Raw genomic sequence first — 20,247 nt, 5'->3', positions numbered from 1 at the left:
ACCCCGGATCAGCAACAGCAGCTCGCCAATCAGCTACAAACCCATTTACAGCACGTGAAAAAGTGGGCTGCCTTAGCAAACCTGGCCCGTGTAGCCAGCGTGGGCTGTAACTATTGCGGCATGTTGCTCTATGCCGGGGTTGCCACGCCCGAGCAACTAGCGACCACGCCCCTGCCGCGCCTGCATCGGCAACTCATGAAGCTGCATATTTCCACCATGCAGAACAAAGACCTTTGTCCGTCGCTGAATGATGTGCGCTTGTGGATTCAAGATGCCCAGCAGCTCACCGGTCGCCGCTAGTCTGGATACCAAAACATGCCCTTAATGCCTTCAGGGTCGGGCATGAAGCCTAGCCCTCGGTAGAAATCGATGACCTGGGGGTCGGCAAATAGCGTAATGTTGCTGATGTCTTCACTGCGCAGCTTTTTGATCACCTGCTTCATCAAAGCTTTACCCAGCCCCTTGCCTTGGTAGTCAGGATGCACTACGACGTCCCAAATGGTGGCATTGAAGGCGTGATCGGAGGTGGCCCTAGAAAAGCCCACGAGCCGCCGCTGTGCGCCGCGCTGTTCCCACATCGACACCACTAAAAAGCTGTGCTGGATGGCCTTTTTCACCTTGCGCAGTGGACGGCGAGACCAGCCGACCGCATCACACAGCTCTTCAAGGTCATACAAATCTATCTCGCGCTCTGTACTGAAAAAGATGCGAGGATTGGTGCTTGAAGTTCCGTTGAACTCAGTATAGTCATTGGTTGGTGCTGGCTTTGACGGGGTCGCGTCAGAGGTCGCAAACAAACTCTTCCAGAAACCCATGCAGGTATGGTTACGGTAGTAGAGGTCAACAATACTAGATAGTATATCCTTCGTGCCCTGTCTCGACTCTGATAATCTGGGAATTCCCTAGGATTCGTCTATGAAAATTGCACAAAACTTAGAGTTTTGATAGGGTTTGATAGCTCTTAATGAGTCAAAATAGGCTAGAAAGTGTCTTTGGCTTTGTGTTTGTGTATTATTCTCAGGATTGACACATACCGGCTGGAGAGCGTAGCTCCTGCACCAAGATTGGATGCTAGACGTCTACCTCTCAGTATGTTGGGGTTTAGTCATGATGCAGCACAAACGGTTTCTAGCCCCCTGAACATCTACCTTTACGGCGACAACTATCGTGCAGCCATTGCGGTCATCGTGCCTATAGAATTGCTGGCTTATTGTTAGCATCTTCGACCCTACTGCGGTGAGGATCTGCAAGTGTCATGCTGATCACGCAGGCGTGGAGATGGGGTGATGATTGTCTTGCAGTTGTAAAGGCACAGACTGATCAGGTGTATCCACAGAGCATGGCGATGGGGTCTCTGAAGCAAGGTGAAGAGCGATCGCTGGATGAGGTTAGATGACAGCCCCTGCAGGGCATAGACATGAGCATCCCTGCAAGAACGGTCTAGTGACACCAATGCACCTAAAAACGGGCATTCTGTTTTTGACAGGTTGGTCTTGGCAGAACAGCGCAGTGGGGGTGTTGGGTTGCGATCGCCCCACGTTTAGGATCCTAGGATCTATGATTGTCCAATTTGACTCGGACTTTAACCTGAAAGACAGGTGTAATACCAAAACTATGGCTTCGGGTTTGAAACAATCAACGCTGGAATTGTTGAAACGGTTCAATCGTGCATTTCCACAATTCTATGAACAGTTTGTTAGCAGCGAGATTCAGATTCAAAACCTGAAGCTGGCGTATCAACTCTATAAGAGTCGGCAGGTCGTGATTGATCTTAAGCCGGAGGGGACGAAGAGCGCCCTGCATTTCGCCTATCGCAACCAATCATTTTTGCTCAGCGATATTTTTGGCGTCTTGGCGGCCTATGGGCTCACGATTCATAGCCTCAGTCTGTATGGGCAAATTTATCCGCCGATGCTGGTGTTCATTAAGCTGATTGTGTCGCGGGGCGGCAAGGTGTTGACGGACAAAACGGCTGATAATGTGCGGCGGGCCATTCGCGAGGCGCTGGCGGGGCGGTTTGAGGTTGAAGAAATGCTGGCGGTGGAATTCAACCTAGATGCTGGGCTAGAGCAGGTGGAAACCGAGTTCTATGTTGACCCGGTGTTTCATCTACCGGCGCTGCTGATTGAGGCAGACAACCAACCAGGGTTGTTCTACAAGGTGATGTATGCCATCTGGCAGGAAGATCTACTGGTGGTGAATGCCAACCTCTTGGTGTGGCGTGGGCGCACGCGGCTGATTCTCTATCTGCTTGGCCCCAATGAAAGTGTGATTCCAGAATATTTGGGTCAGAAAATTGCTGAGGGTGTGCGGCAACGCCTGTTGGGTAGTCGGTTCTAGTCTTACTGCTTGAGGATAGATGGCATGACGCCAACGGTGTTGATCACGGGAGCATCCCAGGGAACTGGACGAGCCACGGCCCGCCTGTTTGCCCAGCGTGGGTATAACCTGGTGCTGGCAGCGCGGCAGGCGGAGCGGCTGGAAGCGATCGCTCAGGAGATCAACCAATCGGGATGCCAAACTCTGGCGGTGCCGACGGATGTGGCAGATGCCAGCGCGGTGGATCGGCTGGTGCATCAGGCGCTGGATCGTTTCGGCAGCGTCGATGTTTTGGTGAACAATGCGGGCATTTGTCTAACGGGCACCATGGAGCACACCAGCTTGGAAGACTGGCAGCAGATTCTGAATACCAACCTGTGGGGCTATATTCACACCATCCATGCGCTGTTACCCCAGTTTATCGAGCGGCAGCAGGGCGCGATCGTCAATGTGGGTTCCTTTGGCGGCAAGATGCCCCTCACCCACATGACCGCCTACTGTACCAGTAAATATGCCGTAACGGGTTTGACGGATACCCTGCGCCTAGAGCTAGCACCCCAGGGAATTCATGTGGGGTTGGTGAATCCAGGGTTGATCAACAGTCAGTTTTTGGAGCGGGCCCAGTTTCGTGGTGCATCGACGGCGGCGGCGGAGCAGCAGCGGCAGCAAATGGCCCAGGCAATGATGCAAAGCTGGGCGAGTCGGCCAGAGGATGTAGCCCAGGCCATCTGGGAGGTGGTGACCGATCGCAAGATGGAGGTGGGGGTGGGGGCCACGGCGATCGCGACGGAAGCTTACCGACTTTTGCCGGGTCTGGTGCAGTGGGCCATGGCGCGATTAGGACGTCCTTCCTCGACCTGAGTTTTCAGGTTTAACAGTGGATGATGGAGGGGAATGGGGGGCGATCGCTTCCCATCAACCAGACGCTATCACCAGCTCAGGGGATCATTTTCAGAGCGTCATCTAGGGTATGACGAATGGCTTGGGCCGATTGGTGCAGCGCATCCCGTTCCTCGTCCTTTAAGTCCAGCTCCAGCACCCGCTCAATGCCGCGACAACTGAGGAAAGCCGGCACGCCCATGAAGATATCCTTGAGCCCATACTCGCCGGATAGGTAGGATGCTACCGGCAACAGGCGCGACTGGTTGCAGAGAATCGATTCCACCATGGTGTAGGCGGAGGAGGCGGGGGCAAAGTAGGCTCCCCCGGTTTGCATGAGGTTAACAATTTCTGCGCCGCCGTTGCGGGTGCGTTCCACCAAGCGATGGATGGTGTCTGGATCCATGAGCTCAGTGATGGGAATGCCGCTGACCGTGGAGAAGCGCGGCAAGGGCACCATCAAATCCCCATGGCCACCCAGCACCATGGCATGGACATCGGCAGTGGAAACGCCCAATTCCATGGCAATAAATGTTTGGAAGCGAGAGGAGTCGAGGATGCCGGCCATGCCCATCACCCGATAGCTGGGGAAGCCGCTCACCTTCCAAGCCAGGTAGGTCATCACATCGAGGGGATTGGTGATGATCACGAGGACTGCGTCCGGGGAGTGAGCGATCGCTTTTTGGGTGGTTTCGATGACAATCTGGGCATTGGTGCGCAGCAGATCATCGCGGGTCATGCCGGGGCGGCGAGGCAGCCCAGCGGTAATCACCACAATGTTGGAATTGGCCGTATCGCGGTAGTCATCGGTGCCAATAATTTGGCGATCGTGCCCTTCCAGCCCTCGGGCTTCCATCAAGTCCAAGGCAATGCCTTTGGGGCGACCCGCCTCAACATCCAGCAGAATCACATCCGCAAGATTCTTCTCGGCAATGCGCTGGGCGAGGGTACTGCCAACGTGCCCTGCGCCAATCACAGATACGCGGGTGGGAATACAAGTCACGGAAAGGTAGGTGGACATGGCCAAAAAAAATCGTCGCCTAATGACGACGATAACCGTAAATGTTCAGGTTTTCCGGAAATGTTATTCAAACTTTTCTAATTGATCGAGCCGCAGCCACATATTGGGGGTGGGAACATAACCAAACTGCACGAGGGCATAGTCATCGCGAGTGTCCATGATCTCCCCCTTGGTTTCAAAAATATAAGGGGGCCAGCGGGTGTCACTGGCGCTTGCCTCTAAGCTGCTGTCTAGCTTGTCGCGAAGCGCTCGAACCACATCACCTTTTTTGAGTGCCATAGTCTATGCCGTGTTCAGTCCTAGAGATAGAGAAAAGGGAGGACAACAGCGATCGCCCTTGGGGCTGATGATTGTACCCAGGCTGCTGTTATCAACACTTTGGTAGTGTATCAAACTCGGCTGTTGCCTGTTAGGCTACTTGCCTCGCTCTATCAATCTAGGATACGAGGAATGCTACTGAAATTAAGCCGCCGATTAATGCAACGGCTAGCACACCCAGAATGACGTAGGTGCGTTTTTGGCCTTTGTTGGGGGGCTCAGCAACGTAGACTTTGGGCTCTTTAGCAAAGTTATTAAGACGTCCGCCTTCTTCAGTTGTATAAGGCATAATTTCCTCCACGTTTGGTTTTCAACAGTAACAGAAATTGACGACAGGTCAAAAAATGCAACGTTTTCTTAACGAAATAAGGGACGATAATCAGCTCCCTAGGATGACTCCTCAAGAGTCGCTTGGAACCTAGGTATAGCTCAATCGTACACCTGGTTATGGCGTGGTTCGGATGCGGGCATCGGTGAAGGTGGGTACAAAGGGCACGCGTTCGGCATGACCCCAAAAAGCTTCTAGGTCATAAAATTCCCGTTCATCGGGCATGAAGATATGAACGATGACTTCGCCATAGTCCATCAACACCCAATTGCCTTCCCCCCGTCCCTCGACGCGCAAGGGTTGCCGCTGGAGATCATCGGCGATGGTATCTTCAATGCTGTGAGAAATAGCCCGCACTTGGACATTGGAAAACCCTGTGATCATCACAAAGTAATCTGCCAAGTAGGAGACATCCTCAACATTCAGCAAGACAATATCGCCCCCTTTGCGATCGTCTGCAGCTTGGGCAATGCGATGGGCCAGGTCATAGCTGGGGTTGGAGGGGGTGGGCGCATCTGATGCGGAGCGTGATGCGGCGATGGGTGGATGGGACGTGGTTTGAGAGTGATCAGTCATTCAGGATGTTAGTCCTCAGTAAAGGTTATATGGGTCAAGATTAAGAATTTTGGAAGTTTTGCGAGCACAAGGTTTGGCGGTTAGGATGGCATCCGCTTACGAGGGAGTGAATGGGTTGATATTCCAGTCAGTATAAGACACCTCTCGTGGGCAGAAGGCGCGATCGCAGCCGTTGATTCAACAACGGTGATGGAGGACTAGAACCGCCGCCAAGCGGTTGAGATGATGGGAGGTTTCAAAGGTGGATTTCAAGGCTGATTCAAGGGTTGGGGGCGTCTTGAACGTCCGTAGAAGCCGACACAGCCGATTTTTGTCTAGATTACTATGATGCATTGATTTGAGATTTAGTCAAATGCCGGATTTAAAACCCGTGCAAGTCTGACGTTGATAAATGCTCGACTCACGCTAGAATAAAAAGCGCTGGAGAGGTGGCAGAGTGGTCGAATGCGCTCGACTTGAAATCGAGTGTACCGAAAGGTACCGTGGGTTCGAATCCCACCCTCTCCGTTGATCGTTAGGACTTGCTTCTGGTACTTGACCTTAGGGTGCAGGTATTGTGCAACTGGCCGACCATGGCTGGACGTGCTGTTGCCGGCTGTCGTGGTCTCTATACCTATTCTACAGGGTGTCTAGAGGGTGCGATCGCCTGCCTGATTCCAGCAAAAGTAGGTCTCTAGGCAATGCTGGATGAGGAGATGGTGCTCAAAGGCTAGGTCTTGGGCGATCGCTTCTTCCACCGGCACCCACCGCAATTCTTCCACTTCCCCTGCTCCCACCTTGGCCGCCAGCGGGGGCAGTTCGTCTACAAAAATCATCAGCGGAAAGCGCAGCGATACGTTTTGTAAATACAGCGGCCGACTTTCAATGAGATAGGGATGCTCCAAATCACCCACCACCCGATGATGGGCCATTAGGTAGGGCAGGTTCAGCCCCGTTTCTTCATAGACTTCGCGGATTACCGCCTCGCTCGTCGTTTCATCAAAATCGAGATAGCCACCGGGCAATCCCCATTTGCCCTGCTCGTTGGGCATGTCGATGCCGCGCTTACCCAGGGGCACATAGAGCTGGCGTTCGATGGCAAAGAGTAAGACAGGCACCACCGTGACACTGCGACTAATCCAATAGGTTTTGCCCTCCACCACAATAGGTTGATTGGGGCGATTTTTAAAGACAAGCGGCTCTGACATCGACATAGTTACAGAATAGTTACAGATGGGTCTTAGGAATGCTGCTCCACACTGTAGCTCAGATGGCTAGACAATGGGCGATCGCTCTCTCTCAATCCCGTAACATTTCTGATTTTTCAGCCGGTTCATGGATCACTGATACCCAGCTCATAGGTCAGCGTTGCGTTACGACCTTGCCTAACCGCACCCGCCTTGGACGGGCATTAATCCACCGCAGGAGCGATCGCTTGCCGATAGGCTTGCCACGCTACTAAAGCATCGGGTTGGGAAGGCGTGGCTCGCTGGAGAAAAAGGATACCTTCGGTGAAGCCTTGAACACCGTAGCGATCGCGCTCCAGAATCCGATCCACTACGCGCACGGCTCGTTGTAGCCGTTGGCGATCGTCGGCAAACACGGTTTGATAGGTGACCAGTTGCTCTAGATCGAGCAGCACGTAGTCCATCTCAACCACCTCATCGGCATCGTTTTGCAGGCTCAGATCTGGAAAGCGCAACACCTGCCGTCGGCTAGATAGGTGGGCCACGATATGGGAGGTGGCTGAGACGCTGGCGTCGTTGGGAATCTCAGCCATGAAACCCCGAATCTTGGCCACATGCTGCCACTGCTGCGGAGCGGGTAGGTACACCTGGGGTTGAATGGAATCGGGAATGATAAAGGAGAGCGATCGGTTGGGATTCGACGTGATGGTGAACAAAATCGATAGGGTGATGGCCGCAATCCACAGGCCCCGCACCCAGCGCTGACGAATAGCCTGGGGATGCACCGACCACCAGAGGACAGCACCGTAGAACAAGCCCGGCACAATGTTCATGGAATAGCGTAGGTTAATCGACAGGGCGATAGGGTCTTGACGCAGAAAGGTTTTGAGTAAGGGCACGCCTGCCAAAAGCCAAGCAGAAGGAGCGATCGCTGGCACTAACATCAGCGGCAGCCAATGCCCCAGCAGGTAGCGAATTTTGTCCCCCACAGGATTGACCAGTTCCATCAGCAAACGCCCCGGATTGCTGATCATGCCACCGATCACATCTAGGGTGCTGGCCTCATCGCCCTCGACGTACTGGCCAAATTGCTCAATCATGAACCGCCGAGAAATATCTTCGGAAAACAGCGGCATGATCAGGTTGGTGAGCAGCAGCATATAGCCCAGGCTAAGACCACAGAGAATTGCGCCCATCCAGGGATAGCGACGGCTGACCAGCAGATAGACGCCAACGCCAAACAGCGCCACCCCCGCATCTTCCCGCACCAGCAAAATCAGTCCCGCCATAATCCAAAATAGGGCCCACCAGCGTTTCTCTAGGGCGAGAAAGAGGCTGAAGAAAAACAAGGGCAGTTGGCAAATGTCGTGGAAGTTCGCCAAGCTGGGCCCAATGACGGAATTGGCTCCGTAGTAGCTAATGGCGATCAGGGTGGAGAGCTGCGGCGTGAGGTAGCACCGGGCCAGGTTGTAGAGCACTAGACCCGCCAAGGTCACCAGGGTTACCTGAATGATAAATAGGGTGGTGGGGGAGGGGGCGATCGCATAGATCGGCAGCCACAGCAGCAGGGCCGGGGTGAAATGTTGCCCCAGACGACGGTAGGCGACATCGGGCACCTGACCATCATGGACGACGGGGGTGGACAGGCTGGAGGAGAGGGAACTTTGGAACCAGCGACCGTGGCTATTGTTCCAAAACACTTGGTTGAAAATGCCTTGATCGAAGGAGGCATAGGAGGGATACATGGCATGGTGGCGATGCAGCACCAAAACCAGCACCACCACCCAAAACAGCGCGGCGGCGATCAACGCCCCCCGACTCACCTCCCACACCATTGGCCCCGTCTGCCATTTCCACCCGCTGCTGGATTCCTGGCTCATACCTGCTTTACCCACGATGGTTGCGAAACATTGTGTTTTCATTCAACCATAGACTCTAGAATCAGTGGCATAAACTCTAGAACCATACATTGGTGATAGAGCGGGGGCAGGGACGCCTAAAGCAGGCGGATGGCAACTTTATTCCGTGCGCCACTATAGAACCCATTTGGGATTTCGGGAATGAAATATAATTAGACAAAAATGGCATATCCCAGGAGCTTGACTGATCGCGAGTGGGAACTCGTTGCTTGGTTAATCACTTTCTTGGTGGGATGTTCAGCAAACTGCCGTCTGCAGTCCCGATCCTTGAACTGTTGCTTGCGTTGTGGATGCAACTATTTTTGACGATGCGAGACGAGGAACAGACGGGACACACTGCCATCGCCAAATGGAAACTCGGGAGCGGTAACACTCTATCATTACGTCTTAAGCACTACCCGTATTTCTAGACTCTAAAGGGTAAAAAGGTCTGATAGCGTAACAACACTATATCCTTTTTTAGAGAGTTCGGGTAAGACTTTCTCCAAGGTTATCGCTGTTTTTTCACCCCACTCGCCAGTATCGTGTAGGACAATTATTGAGCCAGGAAAAATATTTGACAGGATATATTCGGAAGCAAAATCTGATGAAACAATGTTCGTATCAAATGGAAAGACGGAGCCGAGGGCAACTCGATAATTATATTTACGGGCAGTGTTCACCATGCAGGGTGTGTACCAGCCAGATGCAGGACGTAACCAGCGAGGTTTAGTAAAATTAGACAGAACCGAATGAGCTTTGCAAAGCTCAAATTCAAACTCACTGGGCGAAAGGCTAATACTCGGTTTGTCTTCAGTTAAGTGATTGCCTAACTCGTGCCCTTGATTGATCATATCTATAAGAAGAGGCTCATTTCCTTCAACTCTATTACTGATAACAAAGAAAGTTGCTCGTGCTCCGTAGCATTGAAGAACTTCTAGTATTTTCGGTGTTGTTGCAGGATCTGGCCCATCGTCAATTGTAAGGGCAACAATCAGCTTATCAGTTCTGCGAAAATAAGTAACACCGGGAATAATTGAGGCGGCAATAGAAAGCACGAGCCTTGACTGAGTTAATCGACCTAAGACAATGATTGAAGTGCGCAGAAATGAAAAATAAGACATACCTCTAATCAACAATGGTTCCAATAAAATTCTTCTGGTTTCATGCTTGAATTATTCCAAGGTTGTGATTACTCTGGAATTGAGGACTAAAGCTTAAATTGCTCCGCCTACTGTGATTCACCTTGTTTTGGATTTCGTTTCACATCAACTAACTTGGATATTACTTCTTCATCCAATTCTATATGTCCAACGATTTTTTCTGTTTCAAAGTAAGCATTCACTAATGCAGAGATATCAAATACCCCTATTTTGTACTTGTACACAGCGTATTGGAGGTGGCGATAGCCTTCTCGTAAGTCACGCGCCTTTTTCTCTAGCCTCAAAGCAGATATGGAAACAGTACAAAAAGCTGCCACTAAAGCCATTATCTTAATCCAAATTGGATCTAACTCTCCTGCAAAGAAACCAATTGCTAATGATGCTAAAACTGCTGTTAATGCAATTATAACAGTTATGCTTTGTAACTGAGTTGCCCAGGTATCTAGCTTTTTCAGGAAACTGTTGATTTCTCTAGCTACTTCTTCTACATTGTGTTCAAGCATCTTGAAGCCTCTTTTTGATAGTACTTACGTTTGGCATTATTTTATGAAGAGGGGGCTGTGGAGGATAGAGCCATGGTAGATTTCAGCCATCACACCTAAAGCTGTAATGAAACCTAAATACTGCATCTGCAACCAGTCTGAGTATAACGCTGGATTGTAAGGAGAGAGGAAACTTCACCTTCTGGATCGATCCATCATTCTTGGGCACTGGTCTTACATCTTACAGGTTGTTGATCTTTTTTCAGGAAGCCTTATTTAGCACCGCCATGTGCCCATCATTCTTGATGAGTCTGCGCTGGAAGCATGACTTGATGTCATTAATCTCTGACGTTCGCCACACCAAGCTTCCATACAGCGCCTTGAGAGACATGGTAGTCTTCTACGATAACGCTCTCCTTGCCGCGAGAAACCCCGTGACTGCTGAGATTTACACCTACAACTTCCCAACCCGGATTCGATTTGGGGCTGGTGCCCGCACAGAGCTTTCCCAGACCTTGGCCCAGCTCGGCATCCATCGACCCATGATTGTCACCGATCGCGATGTGGTCACCCTGCCTTGGTTTTCCGAGATTCCCGATGCACTCACCTTGCCCGTCGCCACCTTCAGCGGCGTATGGGGCAATCCGGTGGTCTCCCAGGTTGAGGCAGGGCTTAGGACATGGCAAGAGCATGGTGCTGATGGCATTGTGGCCATTGGTGGCGGTGCGCCGATGGATGTGGCCAAGGCGATCGCCCTCATGGCCAATCATCCGGGGCATTTGTTTGACTACGAGGACGGTAAACCGGACGGGCGATCGGTGGATCAACCTGTGCCGCCCATTGTGGCGATTCCTACAACCGCAGGCACGGGTAGCGAAGTGGGACGCAGCACCGTGATCTCTGATGATCAGACCCATGCCAAAAAGATTATGTTCGACCCCCAGCTCCTGCCTGCCGTGGTGCTGGCAGATCCGGAGCTGCTGCTGGGGCTACCGGCAGGAATTACCGCCGCTACGGGTATGGATGCCCTCACCCATTTAATTGAAGCGTACTTAGCTAAGGGATATCATCCTATCTGTGATGGCATTGCTCTAGAGGGAATAAGTTTGGTTGCCCAGCATCTAACCAACTGTGTACAGTTTGCCCGCCGGCAAAGGGCAGGGGAGATTCTGACGCCGGAAGAGCATCAGGCACATCTGGCTGCAAGGGGCGGGATGCTCAATGCTTCTATGATGGGAGCGATCGCCTTCCAAAAAGGTCTGGGGGTAACCCATTCCTGTGCCCATGCCTTATCTACGGTGTGCAATACCCACCACGGGTTAGCCAATGGGGTGATGCTATCGGCCGCCATGCGATTCAATATTGTCACCGAGGGCGATCGCTTTTTGCGGATGGCGCGAGTGGTCAACCCAGCGGCTACCAGCGGCTATCAGTTTCTGGAATGGATTGATTCCCTACGGATGGGCATTGGTATACCTGGCACCTTAACGGAGCTAGAGGTTTCATCTGAGGTTCTAGATAAATTAGTGGTGGTGGCAGAACAGGATGGCTGCCATCCCCTCAACCCACGGCCGGTTACATCAGATGATTTCTATGCGATTTATCGAGACGCTTTTGGTATCGCGGCATAGTCGTAGATAATACTCATGAGGATAAGCACTATGGCGGATAGACTCCATGTGATCAATCCGGCAACCGAGGAACTGCTGCAAGAAGTGCCGGTGGATGACGAAACCACCATATATCAGAAAGTATCGCGATCGCGATCGGCTCAGGCGGCCTGGCGCGATCGCCCCTTTGCAGAACGGGCGGCCTGTATGCGGGGCTTTCGCAATCTGTTGGTGGAGCACCAGGATGAACTAGCGGCCACGTTAACCGCCGAAACGGGTAAGCCGATCCGGCAGTCGCTGAACGAAATTAAAGGCACGCCAGCGCGCATCGACTTTTTTATCGATCACGTGCCCCAGGTTGTGGAACCACGGATTATGTACCAAGATCCAGCGAATGCGCTACCGGGAACGGCTGCGCTGGAGGAGGTGCTGAGCTATGATCCCCTCGGGGCGATCGCTAATATCTCCGCCTGGAATTATCCTTACTTTGTGGGTACAAACGTCTTTGTAGCCGCCCTGCTGACTGGCAATACGGTGCTGTATAAACCCTCAGAGTTTGCCACGCTGACGGGATTGGCGATCGCTGCTCTGATGAAAGAAGCTGGGGTGCCGGAGGATGTATTTACGCCGGTAATTGGCGGCGGTGCAGCGGGGGCAGCATTGTTAAACCAGCCCTTGGATGGCGTTTTCTTCACCGGCTCCTATGGGACGGGCATGAAGATTGCAGGGGCGGCGGCGCAACAGTTGACGAGGGTGCAGTTGGAGCTAGGAGGTAAGGATCCGGTCTATGTCTGTGAGGATGTGGATGTGGAGACCGTTGCTCCAGCGATCGCCGATGGGGCCTTTTACAACAATGGGCAAAGCTGCTGCGCGGTGGAGCGTATCTATGTGCATAGCGATTGCTATGAAGCCGTAGTGGATAAGTTCCTAGCAACGGTGCAGGCTCTCAAGCTGGGTGATCCCACCGATCCTAAGACCGATCTTGGCCCCCTCAGCCGCCGCCCCCAAATCGATGTCCTCCAGCGTCAGGTTCAAGACGCGGTAGACAAGGGAGCAACCCTGCGCTGCGGCGGGCATCCGGTGGATCGCCCCGGCTGGTACTTTGCTCCCACCGTGCTAACCGAGGTGACCCACGCCATGGCGGTGATGCAGGAGGAGAGCTTTGGGCCAATCATCGGCATTCAGCGCGTGTCCAGCGACGAGGAAGCGATCGCCCTAATGAACGATACGCCCTATGGGCTGACGGCGTCGGTCTACTGTGGCGATCGCCAGCGAGCAACGCGGATTCTACAGCAGGTTCGCAGCGGCACTGCCTACTGGAACTGCTGCGATCGCGTGAGTCCTTACTTACCCTGGACGGGACGTGGACATTCTGGCTATGGGTCTACCCTATCCATCGACGGCATTCGCTCTTTTGTCCAACCCCGTGCCTGGCACCTGCGTACGGTTTAAACCCAAGGACTCAGCCGATCGGCCAATCTCTGGCCGATCATGTCAAACCAGCGGTCGCTACCATGTCCTAGGTCTGCGGTGGATTGATCACCTGAAACAGGGCTGAATAGTCCAAATCCGCCAAATTCTGCGCCATGGCTCGATGGAGAATCTGTTGCACACCCTGCAGTGCCGCCGGATCTTGTCCCACGGCCTCCGCAGCAGCGATCGCCAAGGTCATATCCTTTAGCAAATGCCGGGTAGGAAAATTGGGCTGATCAAAGGTACGACTCACCATGCGATCGAGCTTCTTATCAAAGGTCGGCGCATAGAGAGCACTCTGGCGCACCACCTCCATAAATGTATCTACCTCCACCCCGTAGCGCTGCACGAGCCCCAAACTTAGGGCAAAGGCCGCGGTCAGGGAGCCAATCAACTGGTTCATGGCTAGCTTGAGTGCCGCTGCCGTTCCCACCTCGCCCACATAGATCGGGTCGGGGCCCAGGTGCTGCAACAGCGGTGCATAGGTTTGGAACAGCTCCGGCGAACTGCCCACCATCACAATCAAACTGCCATCCTTGGCCTGGGGAATACTGCCCAACACCGGTGCCTCTAGGTAGCTGCCCCCTGCCTGCTGCACCTGCTCAGCGATCGCTTGACTCTCTTGGGGAGCGATCGTGCCCATCTGCAGCACCGTTTTCCCGGACAGGGCTGATGGGTCGCTCAAGAGCACCTGCTCAATGGCTGGTGCATCAGCCAGCATCAGCACGATACAATCAACGGAAGCTATCAGTGCGGTAGGAGACGGTGCGATCGCGGCTCCTGCCTGCTGTAGGGCTTGAGTTTTATCAAGCGTTCGGTTGTAAACCGTGAGCGGCATCTCCGCCGCCATCAGTCGATGAGCCATGGGCTCACCCATTAAACCTGTACCTATGAATCCAACCTGCATCGCCAATCCTCCAAACCTCGTCATTGCACCATAGGCATTATGCAATAGACCGCAACCGGTCGTCGTCCCTCGGGCGATCGCCCTGGTGACCTTGAGTTTCTTGCATCGCGATCGATCATCGTTCAAACTGCCAGACAACTTGTTAGACAACTACCGACATAAGGTAGGATGCGATCGCCCTTATTGTCCCTTTACCCCTCTTGGCAGCTCATGCAGGACATCCTTCAAGCCATCTCCAGTAGTCCCCTTGCCGCCTTCACCATTTTGCTGTTGGTGGTCTTGATTATTCCGCCCATTTTTGAGCGCCTACGATTGCCAGGTCTCGTCGGGTTACTCGTGGCGGGTGTTGTGTTGGGCCCCAGTGGAATTGGTGTTCTCAATGGCGAAACCGAAACCATGCACCTTCTCTCTGACATCGGTAAGATCTATCTGATGTTTGTAGCCGGTCTAGAAATTGATCTGGGAGACTTTCGGAAAAATAAAAATCGTTCCCTTAGTTTTGGCCTAGCCACGTTTGCTGTACCGTTAATTGCTGGAACCTTCATTGGCCACCAGTTTGGCTATGGTTGGAATGCTTCCATCTTGATCGGATCGCTGCTAGCTTCCCATACCCTCCTCGGCTATCCCATTGTTCAACGCCTAGGTATTGTGCGCAGTGAAGTTGTATCGATTACCATTGGTGCAACTATTTTCACCGACATCGCAGCTCTGCTGGTGTTAGCGATTTGTGTGTCGATTCATCAAGGAGAATTTTCGCCAACCAGTTTCACTCTGCAGATCACCTCCCTTGTGCTCTATTCCATTGTGGTGCTGTTTGGGTTTGATCGCGCTGGAAAAGAGTATTTTCGGCGCACAGGGGATGAGCAGGGTAATCAGTTTTTATTCGTTTTATTAGCTGTCTTCTTAGCTGCTGTTGGTGCTCAAATTATCAATATCGATAAGATTGTTGGCGCATTTCTGGCCGGGCTAGCCGTCAACGATGTGGTGGGTAATGGGCCTGTCAAGGAAAAGGTGGAATTTGTGGGTGGGGTGATGTTTATCCCCTTTTTCTTCATTGGTATGGGGCTGCTGCTAGACATTCCCCTATTTATTGAAACTCTGACCCAACAGTATTCCTTCACCCTAGCTATCGTTTTTGGACTGCTAGGCAGTAAATTCCTGGCTGCCCTGTTGATGAAAGGTTTCTTCGGCTACGGATGGTATGGCACGTTTACCATGTGGTCGTTGTCCATGCCGCAGGTCGCTGCAACTCTGGCCGCAGCATTGGCAGGGGTGCAAGCTAACTTGATCAACAGTCAAGTCTTTAACGCGGTGATTGTGCTGATGTTAATCACCTCCTTACTCGGCCCGCTGCTCACCGAACGATTTGCCTCACGGATGCCCCTCCCCAAATCCTTCTTTGAGGAGCCGCCCCAGGGGATTTGGTGGGAAACTCAAGCCCAGGAAAGTGTGAAAGCCCTAGAGGCTGGTTTGATCGCCCCGCCCCGCTCCTTCACGGTGGTGGTGCCTGTCTCCAATCCTCTAACCACCATGTATCTGATTGAGATGGCATCTCTCCTAGCCCGCCATGAATCAGGACGCATTGTGCCCCTAGTGTTGTCTAAGGCCCACGTCCATATGGATGAACCGGCGCTTGACCACGCTATTTTCCAAGCCCGACGCCTTCTGACACGAGCTGTAGACATTGGCAAGTCCTTTGATGTGGCGGTGGAACCAGCCATCCGCATTGATGATGATATTGCTAACGGCATTAGTCGCGTGGCGCGGGAGCAAGATGCTAGCTTGATTGTTATGGGGTGGGGAGAAAGCGTCGGTCTGCGGGCTCGTCTATTTGGCAATGTGATCGACAATGTTTTTTGGTCGTCTCACTGCCCTGTTGCTGTGATGCGCTTGCTAGATGAACCCATTACGATGCAGCGCATTCTGGTGCCGGTGAAAAATGTTACGCCTCAAACCATTCGTACTATTCAGTTTGCCCTTCTATTTGCTGATGTGAACCAAGCAGAGGTGACCGTGCTCCACGTGAGCGATCGCCGCACGTTGGCAGAATCAGTGACTGACTTTGAAACTAGCCTGTCCAATGTCCTTTCCACGGGCAGTTTTCAAAACAGTTTTAAAATTCGTCCGGCCATTTCTTCTCTCACGAGTGAAGACGTAGCCGGAACCATCATTAAAGCTTCTACGGGGTATGACTTGGTGATTCTGCGATCGATCCGCCGTCGTACTGCTGGAGGATTAGCCGTCAGCGATGTCACCACGGAGGTAGTCAATCAACTCACCTGCTCACTAGTGCTCTTTGGCGAACCCCATTCGTGACGGCCTCCCGCTGCTCTACCCGTTAGGCTGAGCGCGGGATTCCCTGATAACTCTAGTCATGGCAAAGCTCAGATCTAGCTAGGCCAACATGGAGGCGACATTGGCTGCCTTCAGCATGTGATAGGTAATCAGCAATTGAGTTAGCGCTAGGGGATAGCTTTGCAGGATTTCCCCGGTGGTGCCAACCAACTTGCCGATATCCTCATTTCCCTCTAGGCTGCAAAACTGGCCGAGGTAGGGCACTTCTTGGCAAAGGACACGCTCTAGTTCCCGCACCTGCTCCACCGTGGCGTGGCCGTCAATTTCTAGGACATCTACGGGTTTACCCATATCGCGATCGAGTTCGAGACGAATCGCCGATCCAAGATGGTTGCCTTCTGCACTTAGCATATGGCTGAGGTCGGGATGGGGAATGGTGGGACGCAATACGAGACGCACATTCAGCAATAGGTCATCCCCGGAGGAGCCATCCGTGGGAGGATAAAACGACACCACCACATCGGCCCACTGGCGCTGAGGATCGATAAAGGCGGCGGAGTCTGAGGCCCGGGCCCGCAGTTGCTCCCGTACTTGCTCTTCAGTATAGCCCCGCTTGCGGGTATCCCGATTCACCTTCCACGACTCGCGCAGGGACTCAGGTGGCGCGAGATAGACCCGCACATCATAGCTGTCTCGCATTCCTCGGGTGGAATAGCCCAGCAAGCCTTCTACAATCACAAATTTACCGGGCTTGATATATTCCGGTGGATCAAATTCACCGCTGGAGTGATTATAAATGGGCTTAAGAATCGGCTGGCCGGTGCGCAGCAGGCTCAAATGCTGCTGCATAATGTCTAGATAGTTACAGTCAGGATGAAGGGCTGAAATGCCTATCTCTGCCCGCTGCTTGCGGTCGTATCGGTGATAATCGTCGGTACAAATTACGGTGACGTTTTCTTCTCCCAATACTTGGGCAATGCCCCGAGTCAGCGTGGTTTTTCCGGCTGCGCTATCGCCAACGATGCCGAGGATAATAGGGCGATGGGTCATGGTGTCTCCTGATAGATCATCGAAGCGGCTAGGGGTGACTGTATCAGGCAAGACCGATGCATCCAAGTAAGAGTGGGTGTTTAGACGCTGTAGATGAGTCAAACGCCATACAACGGTACGCAATGTCCTCTGTTGATAATTTACATACACAGCAGAGGGTAGCTACTCAATCCTGGCGATCGCATCTGTGAAGCTGGTGAATTACAGTCCGTAATTTTCCCCATTTTAGAAGGTATTGGGGACACATCCTCAACTAATTTGAGAATCCTCCCATGCGCATAGAATGCCCTCTCTGGTGGGATTAGGAGGGGCGACCTGCATCGACAGAATCGAGGGTGACAGGCGGAGCGATCGCTTGCTGAATGGGCAAAATGATGGTGAAGGTTGTGCCCTGTTGCAGCGTTGAGTCACACAGCAATTGACCGCCATGCTTGCCTTCCACGATTTGGCGGCAAATGGAAAGTCCTAGTCCTGTTCCTTTGCCGGTGGGTTTGGTGGTGAAGAAGGTGTCAAAAATGCGATCGAGATGATCGGGGGGAATGCCAGGGCCATTGTCAGCAATGGAGATCTGGACGCGATCGCCCTTTTGCAGTGTGGAGATGGTGATGCTAGGTGAGCCAGGATTGGAGCCAATGGCTTGCTCTAGCAAGGCATCAATAGCATTGCTAATCAAGTTCATAAATACCTGATAAAGGGAGCCGGTGTAGCCTTCGATGGTGGGAACGGAGCCATAGCATCGCACCAGTTGAATGCCGCGCTTCAGACGATTATGCAAGATCAGGACGGTGTTATCGATGCATTCATGGAGATCTACAGGGCGCGGGCGGGTTTCATCAATGCGGGAGAAGTTGCGGAGGCTGAGCACAATTTGGCGAGTGCGATCGGCTCCGAGCTTCATAGACTGCACTATCTTAGGTAGATCATGCTCAATAAAGAGCAAATCAATCTCCTCTATTTTATCTTTTATGGAGATCGGAGTATCTGGAATTTCGACTTGATACAGATGAATAAGATCTAGTAAATCTTGAATATAATCATTGGCGTGAATCACATTGCCATAGATAAAATTAACCGGATTGTTGATTTCGTGAGCTACGCCAGCCAGCATCTGCCCTAAGCTCGACATTTTCTCACTTGCAATCAGTTGCTGAGCGGTGGACGCCTTCAGATCGTCTACCAAATGATCGACCCGACGGATGAGATGGTTGAGAGACAGGGCCAATATGCCTACTTCATCATGGGTGGTGACAGGAGCCTGCAGAGAAAAATCTGAATCCTCCGCAACCCGTTTGGCGATCGCTGTCACATCTCGCAGAGGGCGAGAGATGGCGCGGCTGGTGTAGACGGCCATCACCAAGGCGATCGCGACAGAGAGGATCACACCAAGAACAATCATCAGCGTGCTGGTGCGTTCTGCTTGAGTGAGGGCAACCTCTGCTGCATCTCCCTTGTCCAGAGCTGTCTCTAATAAACTATCTAGCGTATGGGAGAACTGCTCAAGGTCGGTTACGACGTCACTCAGTTCGAAGGCTAAGAGTTGGTCTTGTACCTGAATCATCGACTCATAGGAGCCCTCTGCTTCAAGCTGGTCAAGCAGCAGTCGTGTTTCTCGAAAATATCCCCCCACGGAGCGATTGTAGAGTTCTACAACGGTGTGAAAGCCTTCCCTTTCCTCGCTAGAAACTTGGGGAGCGTCAAGCTGATAGGCATGAATAAATTCAAGCCACGTGCGCTGAAACCGCTCTGCATGGCGGTTAAACAACGCCTGTTGCTCTGGCAGACGATCGGGTTGAAAGGTGACTGAAACCACCTGCTGCTGCTGAATGCGGGCATGGAGCAAATTGGTCTGCAGTTGTTGCAACAGCGCAATATCTTCTAGGGTTCCTTCCCGAATTGTTTTTGCCTGATCTCGATAGCTCAAGCTGAGCGAGATCCCAGCCGTAATGCCCACCACTGCCAGACCTAAAGCCATGAGATAGCCCACAGCAATTTTCTGCCCAACTTTTAAGCGGGCTAACCATTGCCGAGCGCGCAATATAGGTAATTGAGTAGACCTCGATGATGAGGATAGCTCTGTCTCTAAACTAGTAGAGCCCTGGGAGAACAAGGGCGGTACAGACGATGACTTGGTCATGGTGTGACAGGATCCGCAGGTTGACAGAGCAGGCACAGGATAATCCAAGACATCTGCTCTTGGGGCATTTGTCTTGGCGACTGTGGATCTGCTCAAGCAGCAATCGCCAGATCTACTGGGGAACGTGCGATCGCTAGGAAGATGATCGAGACCATCAAGGTGTTCATGTCGGCTGGAACCATGGTTCCATGAAGCAGCATTCTAGACCCCACCCATCTACAGGAGCAAGCTAGCCACGCTAAGTTGCCCATAGGTTGCCCAGTTTTGGGGATAGTTATAACGTCATAGGAGAGACGAAAAGCAACGTTGCTGAATGCAGCTAGGACATCGCGATGGGAGCAAGATGCTCCCACTACCTTAGATTGTGAATGACGTGCAAGTGTGAGCGTCTCACTCACGATTCATTAGCGCAAATCTCGTTAGCGCAAATCACCTCGCGATTCAGCAACGCCCAAGAAGCCTCATGCTGTTTCAGCTCAGCGACTCAGAAAGCCACAAGATAGTCTGGATAGCACCCTTAATTGTTAAGCTACATCAATCTATGAAGCTAGGATATTCCTCTCCTATTATTGGCATCACCACCTATGGGCGCAACACCGACGATCAAGTTTACCTATTTGCTAACTAC

Annotated in this window: 18 protein-coding genes and 1 tRNA gene; 7 read left to right on the top strand and 12 right to left on the bottom strand. The window is 52.4% G+C overall.

What is annotated here, in order from left to right:
- Positions 1–300 (top strand): DUF4332 domain-containing protein (locus V6D20_14390; protein HEY9816968.1); only part of this gene is annotated, 300 nt, incomplete at its 5' end.
- Here V6D20_14390 and V6D20_14385 read toward each other — a convergent pair.
- Positions 297–797 carry a GNAT family N-acetyltransferase gene (locus V6D20_14385; GenBank protein HEY9816967.1) on the bottom strand — a complete coding sequence of 167 codons (501 nt, stop codon included), beginning with the start codon at positions 795–797 and terminating at the stop codon, positions 297–299. The two genes, V6D20_14390 and V6D20_14385, sit on opposite strands and share 4 nt — an antisense overlap.
- Positions 798–1,614: 817 nt before the next feature.
- On the opposite strand from V6D20_14385, the gene V6D20_14380 reads away from it, so the two are divergent.
- Positions 1,615–2,340, top strand: a complete 726-nt coding sequence (locus V6D20_14380; GenBank protein ID HEY9816966.1) for a hypothetical protein — start codon at positions 1,615–1,617, stop codon at positions 2,338–2,340.
- A 24-nt stretch (positions 2,341–2,364) separates the two neighbouring features.
- Complete coding sequence (locus V6D20_14375; GenBank protein ID HEY9816965.1) at positions 2,365–3,180, top strand: SDR family oxidoreductase; 816 nt, start codon at positions 2,365–2,367, stop codon at positions 3,178–3,180.
- A gap of 76 nt (positions 3,181–3,256) precedes the next feature.
- Here the strand turns inward: V6D20_14375 and mdh are convergent, their stop codons facing one another.
- The 4 genes from mdh to rsfS form a co-directional block, all read right to left on the bottom strand.
- Positions 3,257–4,219 (bottom strand): malate dehydrogenase, encoded by a 963-nt coding sequence (gene mdh, locus V6D20_14370; GenBank protein HEY9816964.1) that lies wholly within the window; start codon positions 4,217–4,219, stop codon positions 3,257–3,259.
- A 63-nt stretch (positions 4,220–4,282) separates the two neighbouring features.
- Positions 4,283–4,498 (bottom strand): NAD(P)H-quinone oxidoreductase subunit O, encoded by a 216-nt coding sequence (locus V6D20_14365; protein ID HEY9816963.1) that lies wholly within the window; start codon positions 4,496–4,498, stop codon positions 4,283–4,285.
- 157 nt (positions 4,499–4,655) lie between these two features.
- Positions 4,656–4,826, bottom strand: coding sequence for a ssl1498 family light-harvesting-like protein (locus V6D20_14360; GenBank protein HEY9816962.1), 171 nt, complete (start codon positions 4,824–4,826; stop codon positions 4,656–4,658).
- 156 nt (positions 4,827–4,982) lie between these two features.
- Positions 4,983–5,441, bottom strand: a complete 459-nt coding sequence (gene rsfS, locus V6D20_14355; GenBank protein HEY9816961.1) for a ribosome silencing factor — start codon at positions 5,439–5,441, stop codon at positions 4,983–4,985.
- A gap of 422 nt (positions 5,442–5,863) precedes the next feature.
- Here rsfS and V6D20_14350 point away from each other — a divergent pair.
- Positions 5,864–5,948, top strand: a tRNA-Ser gene (locus tag V6D20_14350).
- Positions 5,949–6,070: 122 nt separating this feature from the next.
- Here V6D20_14350 and V6D20_14345 read toward each other — a convergent pair.
- From V6D20_14345 to V6D20_14330, 4 genes are all read right to left on the bottom strand, one after another.
- Positions 6,071–6,628, bottom strand: a complete 558-nt coding sequence (locus V6D20_14345; protein ID HEY9816960.1) for an NUDIX hydrolase — start codon at positions 6,626–6,628, stop codon at positions 6,071–6,073.
- A 203-nt stretch (positions 6,629–6,831) separates the two neighbouring features.
- Positions 6,832–8,487 carry a DUF2079 domain-containing protein gene (locus tag V6D20_14340; GenBank protein HEY9816959.1) on the bottom strand — a complete coding sequence of 552 codons (1,656 nt, stop codon included), beginning with the start codon at positions 8,485–8,487 and terminating at the stop codon, positions 6,832–6,834.
- 452 nt (positions 8,488–8,939) lie between these two features.
- Positions 8,940–9,629, bottom strand: a complete 690-nt coding sequence (locus V6D20_14335; protein ID HEY9816958.1) for a chitin deacetylase family protein — start codon at positions 9,627–9,629, stop codon at positions 8,940–8,942.
- Positions 9,630–9,736: 107 nt separating this feature from the next.
- Entirely contained in the window at positions 9,737–10,171 is a 435-nt protein-coding gene (locus V6D20_14330) for a hypothetical protein (GenBank protein HEY9816957.1), read from the bottom strand.
- A 413-nt stretch (positions 10,172–10,584) separates the two neighbouring features.
- Here V6D20_14330 and V6D20_14325 point away from each other — a divergent pair, with 413 nt between their 5' ends.
- Positions 10,585–11,781 carry an iron-containing alcohol dehydrogenase gene (locus V6D20_14325; GenBank protein HEY9816956.1) on the top strand — a complete coding sequence of 399 codons (1,197 nt, stop codon included), beginning with the start codon at positions 10,585–10,587 and terminating at the stop codon, positions 11,779–11,781.
- 30 nt (positions 11,782–11,811) lie between these two features.
- Positions 11,812–13,212, top strand: a complete 1,401-nt coding sequence (locus V6D20_14320; protein HEY9816955.1) for an aldehyde dehydrogenase family protein — start codon at positions 11,812–11,814, stop codon at positions 13,210–13,212.
- 67 nt (positions 13,213–13,279) lie between these two features.
- Here V6D20_14320 and V6D20_14315 read toward each other — a convergent pair whose 3' ends face one another.
- Entirely contained in the window at positions 13,280–14,140 is an 861-nt protein-coding gene (locus tag V6D20_14315) for an NAD(P)-dependent oxidoreductase (GenBank protein HEY9816954.1), read from the bottom strand.
- 210 nt (positions 14,141–14,350) lie between these two features.
- On the opposite strand from V6D20_14315, the gene V6D20_14310 reads away from it, so the two are divergent.
- Positions 14,351–16,456: a cation:proton antiporter gene (locus tag V6D20_14310; GenBank protein HEY9816953.1), complete on the top strand. Its 2,106-nt coding sequence runs from the start codon at positions 14,351–14,353 to the stop codon at positions 16,454–16,456.
- Between the two features lie 78 nt (positions 16,457–16,534).
- Here the strand turns inward: V6D20_14310 and V6D20_14305 are convergent, their stop codons facing one another.
- On the bottom strand, positions 16,535–17,485 hold the full coding sequence (locus V6D20_14305) for a phosphoribulokinase (GenBank protein ID HEY9816952.1): 951 nt from the start codon (positions 17,483–17,485) through the stop codon (positions 16,535–16,537).
- Between the two features lie 301 nt (positions 17,486–17,786).
- Positions 17,787–19,619: an ATP-binding protein gene (locus V6D20_14300; GenBank protein ID HEY9816951.1), complete on the bottom strand. Its 1,833-nt coding sequence runs from the start codon at positions 19,617–19,619 to the stop codon at positions 17,787–17,789.
- Positions 19,620–20,247: the final 628 nt, after the last annotated feature.

It is taken from the genome of Candidatus Obscuribacterales bacterium (genome assembly GCA_036703605.1).
Lineage (GTDB): Bacteria > Cyanobacteriota > Cyanobacteriia > RECH01 > RECH01 > RECH01.
This window is presented reverse-complemented; position numbering and strand designations above follow the sequence as displayed.

What these genes read in the sequence shown, in the direction of transcription:
- V6D20_14380 (HEY9816966.1), top strand. Translation starts at nt 1,615, where the DNA reads ATGGCTTCGGGTTTGAAACAATCAACGCTGGAATTGTTGAAACGGTTC.
- V6D20_14375 (HEY9816965.1), top strand. Translation starts at nt 2,365, where the DNA reads ATGACGCCAACGGTGTTGATCACGGGAGCATCCCAGGGAACTGGACGA.
- mdh (HEY9816964.1), bottom strand. Translation starts at nt 4,219, where the DNA reads ATGTCCACCTACCTTTCCGTGACTTGTATTCCCACCCGCGTATCTGTG.
- V6D20_14365 (HEY9816963.1), bottom strand. Translation starts at nt 4,498, where the DNA reads ATGGCACTCAAAAAAGGTGATGTGGTTCGAGCGCTTCGCGACAAGCTA.
- V6D20_14360 (HEY9816962.1), bottom strand. Translation starts at nt 4,826, where the DNA reads ATGCCTTATACAACTGAAGAAGGCGGACGTCTTAATAACTTTGCTAAA.
- rsfS (HEY9816961.1), bottom strand. Translation starts at nt 5,441, where the DNA reads ATGACTGATCACTCTCAAACCACGTCCCATCCACCCATCGCCGCATCA.
- V6D20_14345 (HEY9816960.1), bottom strand. Translation starts at nt 6,628, where the DNA reads ATGTCAGAGCCGCTTGTCTTTAAAAATCGCCCCAATCAACCTATTGTG.
- V6D20_14340 (HEY9816959.1), bottom strand. Translation starts at nt 8,487, where the DNA reads ATGAGCCAGGAATCCAGCAGCGGGTGGAAATGGCAGACGGGGCCAATG.
- V6D20_14335 (HEY9816958.1), bottom strand. Translation starts at nt 9,629, where the DNA reads ATGTCTTATTTTTCATTTCTGCGCACTTCAATCATTGTCTTAGGTCGA.
- V6D20_14330 (HEY9816957.1), bottom strand. Translation starts at nt 10,171, where the DNA reads ATGCTTGAACACAATGTAGAAGAAGTAGCTAGAGAAATCAACAGTTTC.
- V6D20_14320 (HEY9816955.1), top strand. Translation starts at nt 11,812, where the DNA reads ATGGCGGATAGACTCCATGTGATCAATCCGGCAACCGAGGAACTGCTG.
- V6D20_14315 (HEY9816954.1), bottom strand. Translation starts at nt 14,140, where the DNA reads ATGCAGGTTGGATTCATAGGTACAGGTTTAATGGGTGAGCCCATGGCT.
- V6D20_14310 (HEY9816953.1), top strand. Translation starts at nt 14,351, where the DNA reads ATGCAGGACATCCTTCAAGCCATCTCCAGTAGTCCCCTTGCCGCCTTC.
- V6D20_14305 (HEY9816952.1), bottom strand. Translation starts at nt 17,485, where the DNA reads ATGACCCATCGCCCTATTATCCTCGGCATCGTTGGCGATAGCGCAGCC.
- V6D20_14300 (HEY9816951.1), bottom strand. Translation starts at nt 19,619, where the DNA reads ATGACCAAGTCATCGTCTGTACCGCCCTTGTTCTCCCAGGGCTCTACT.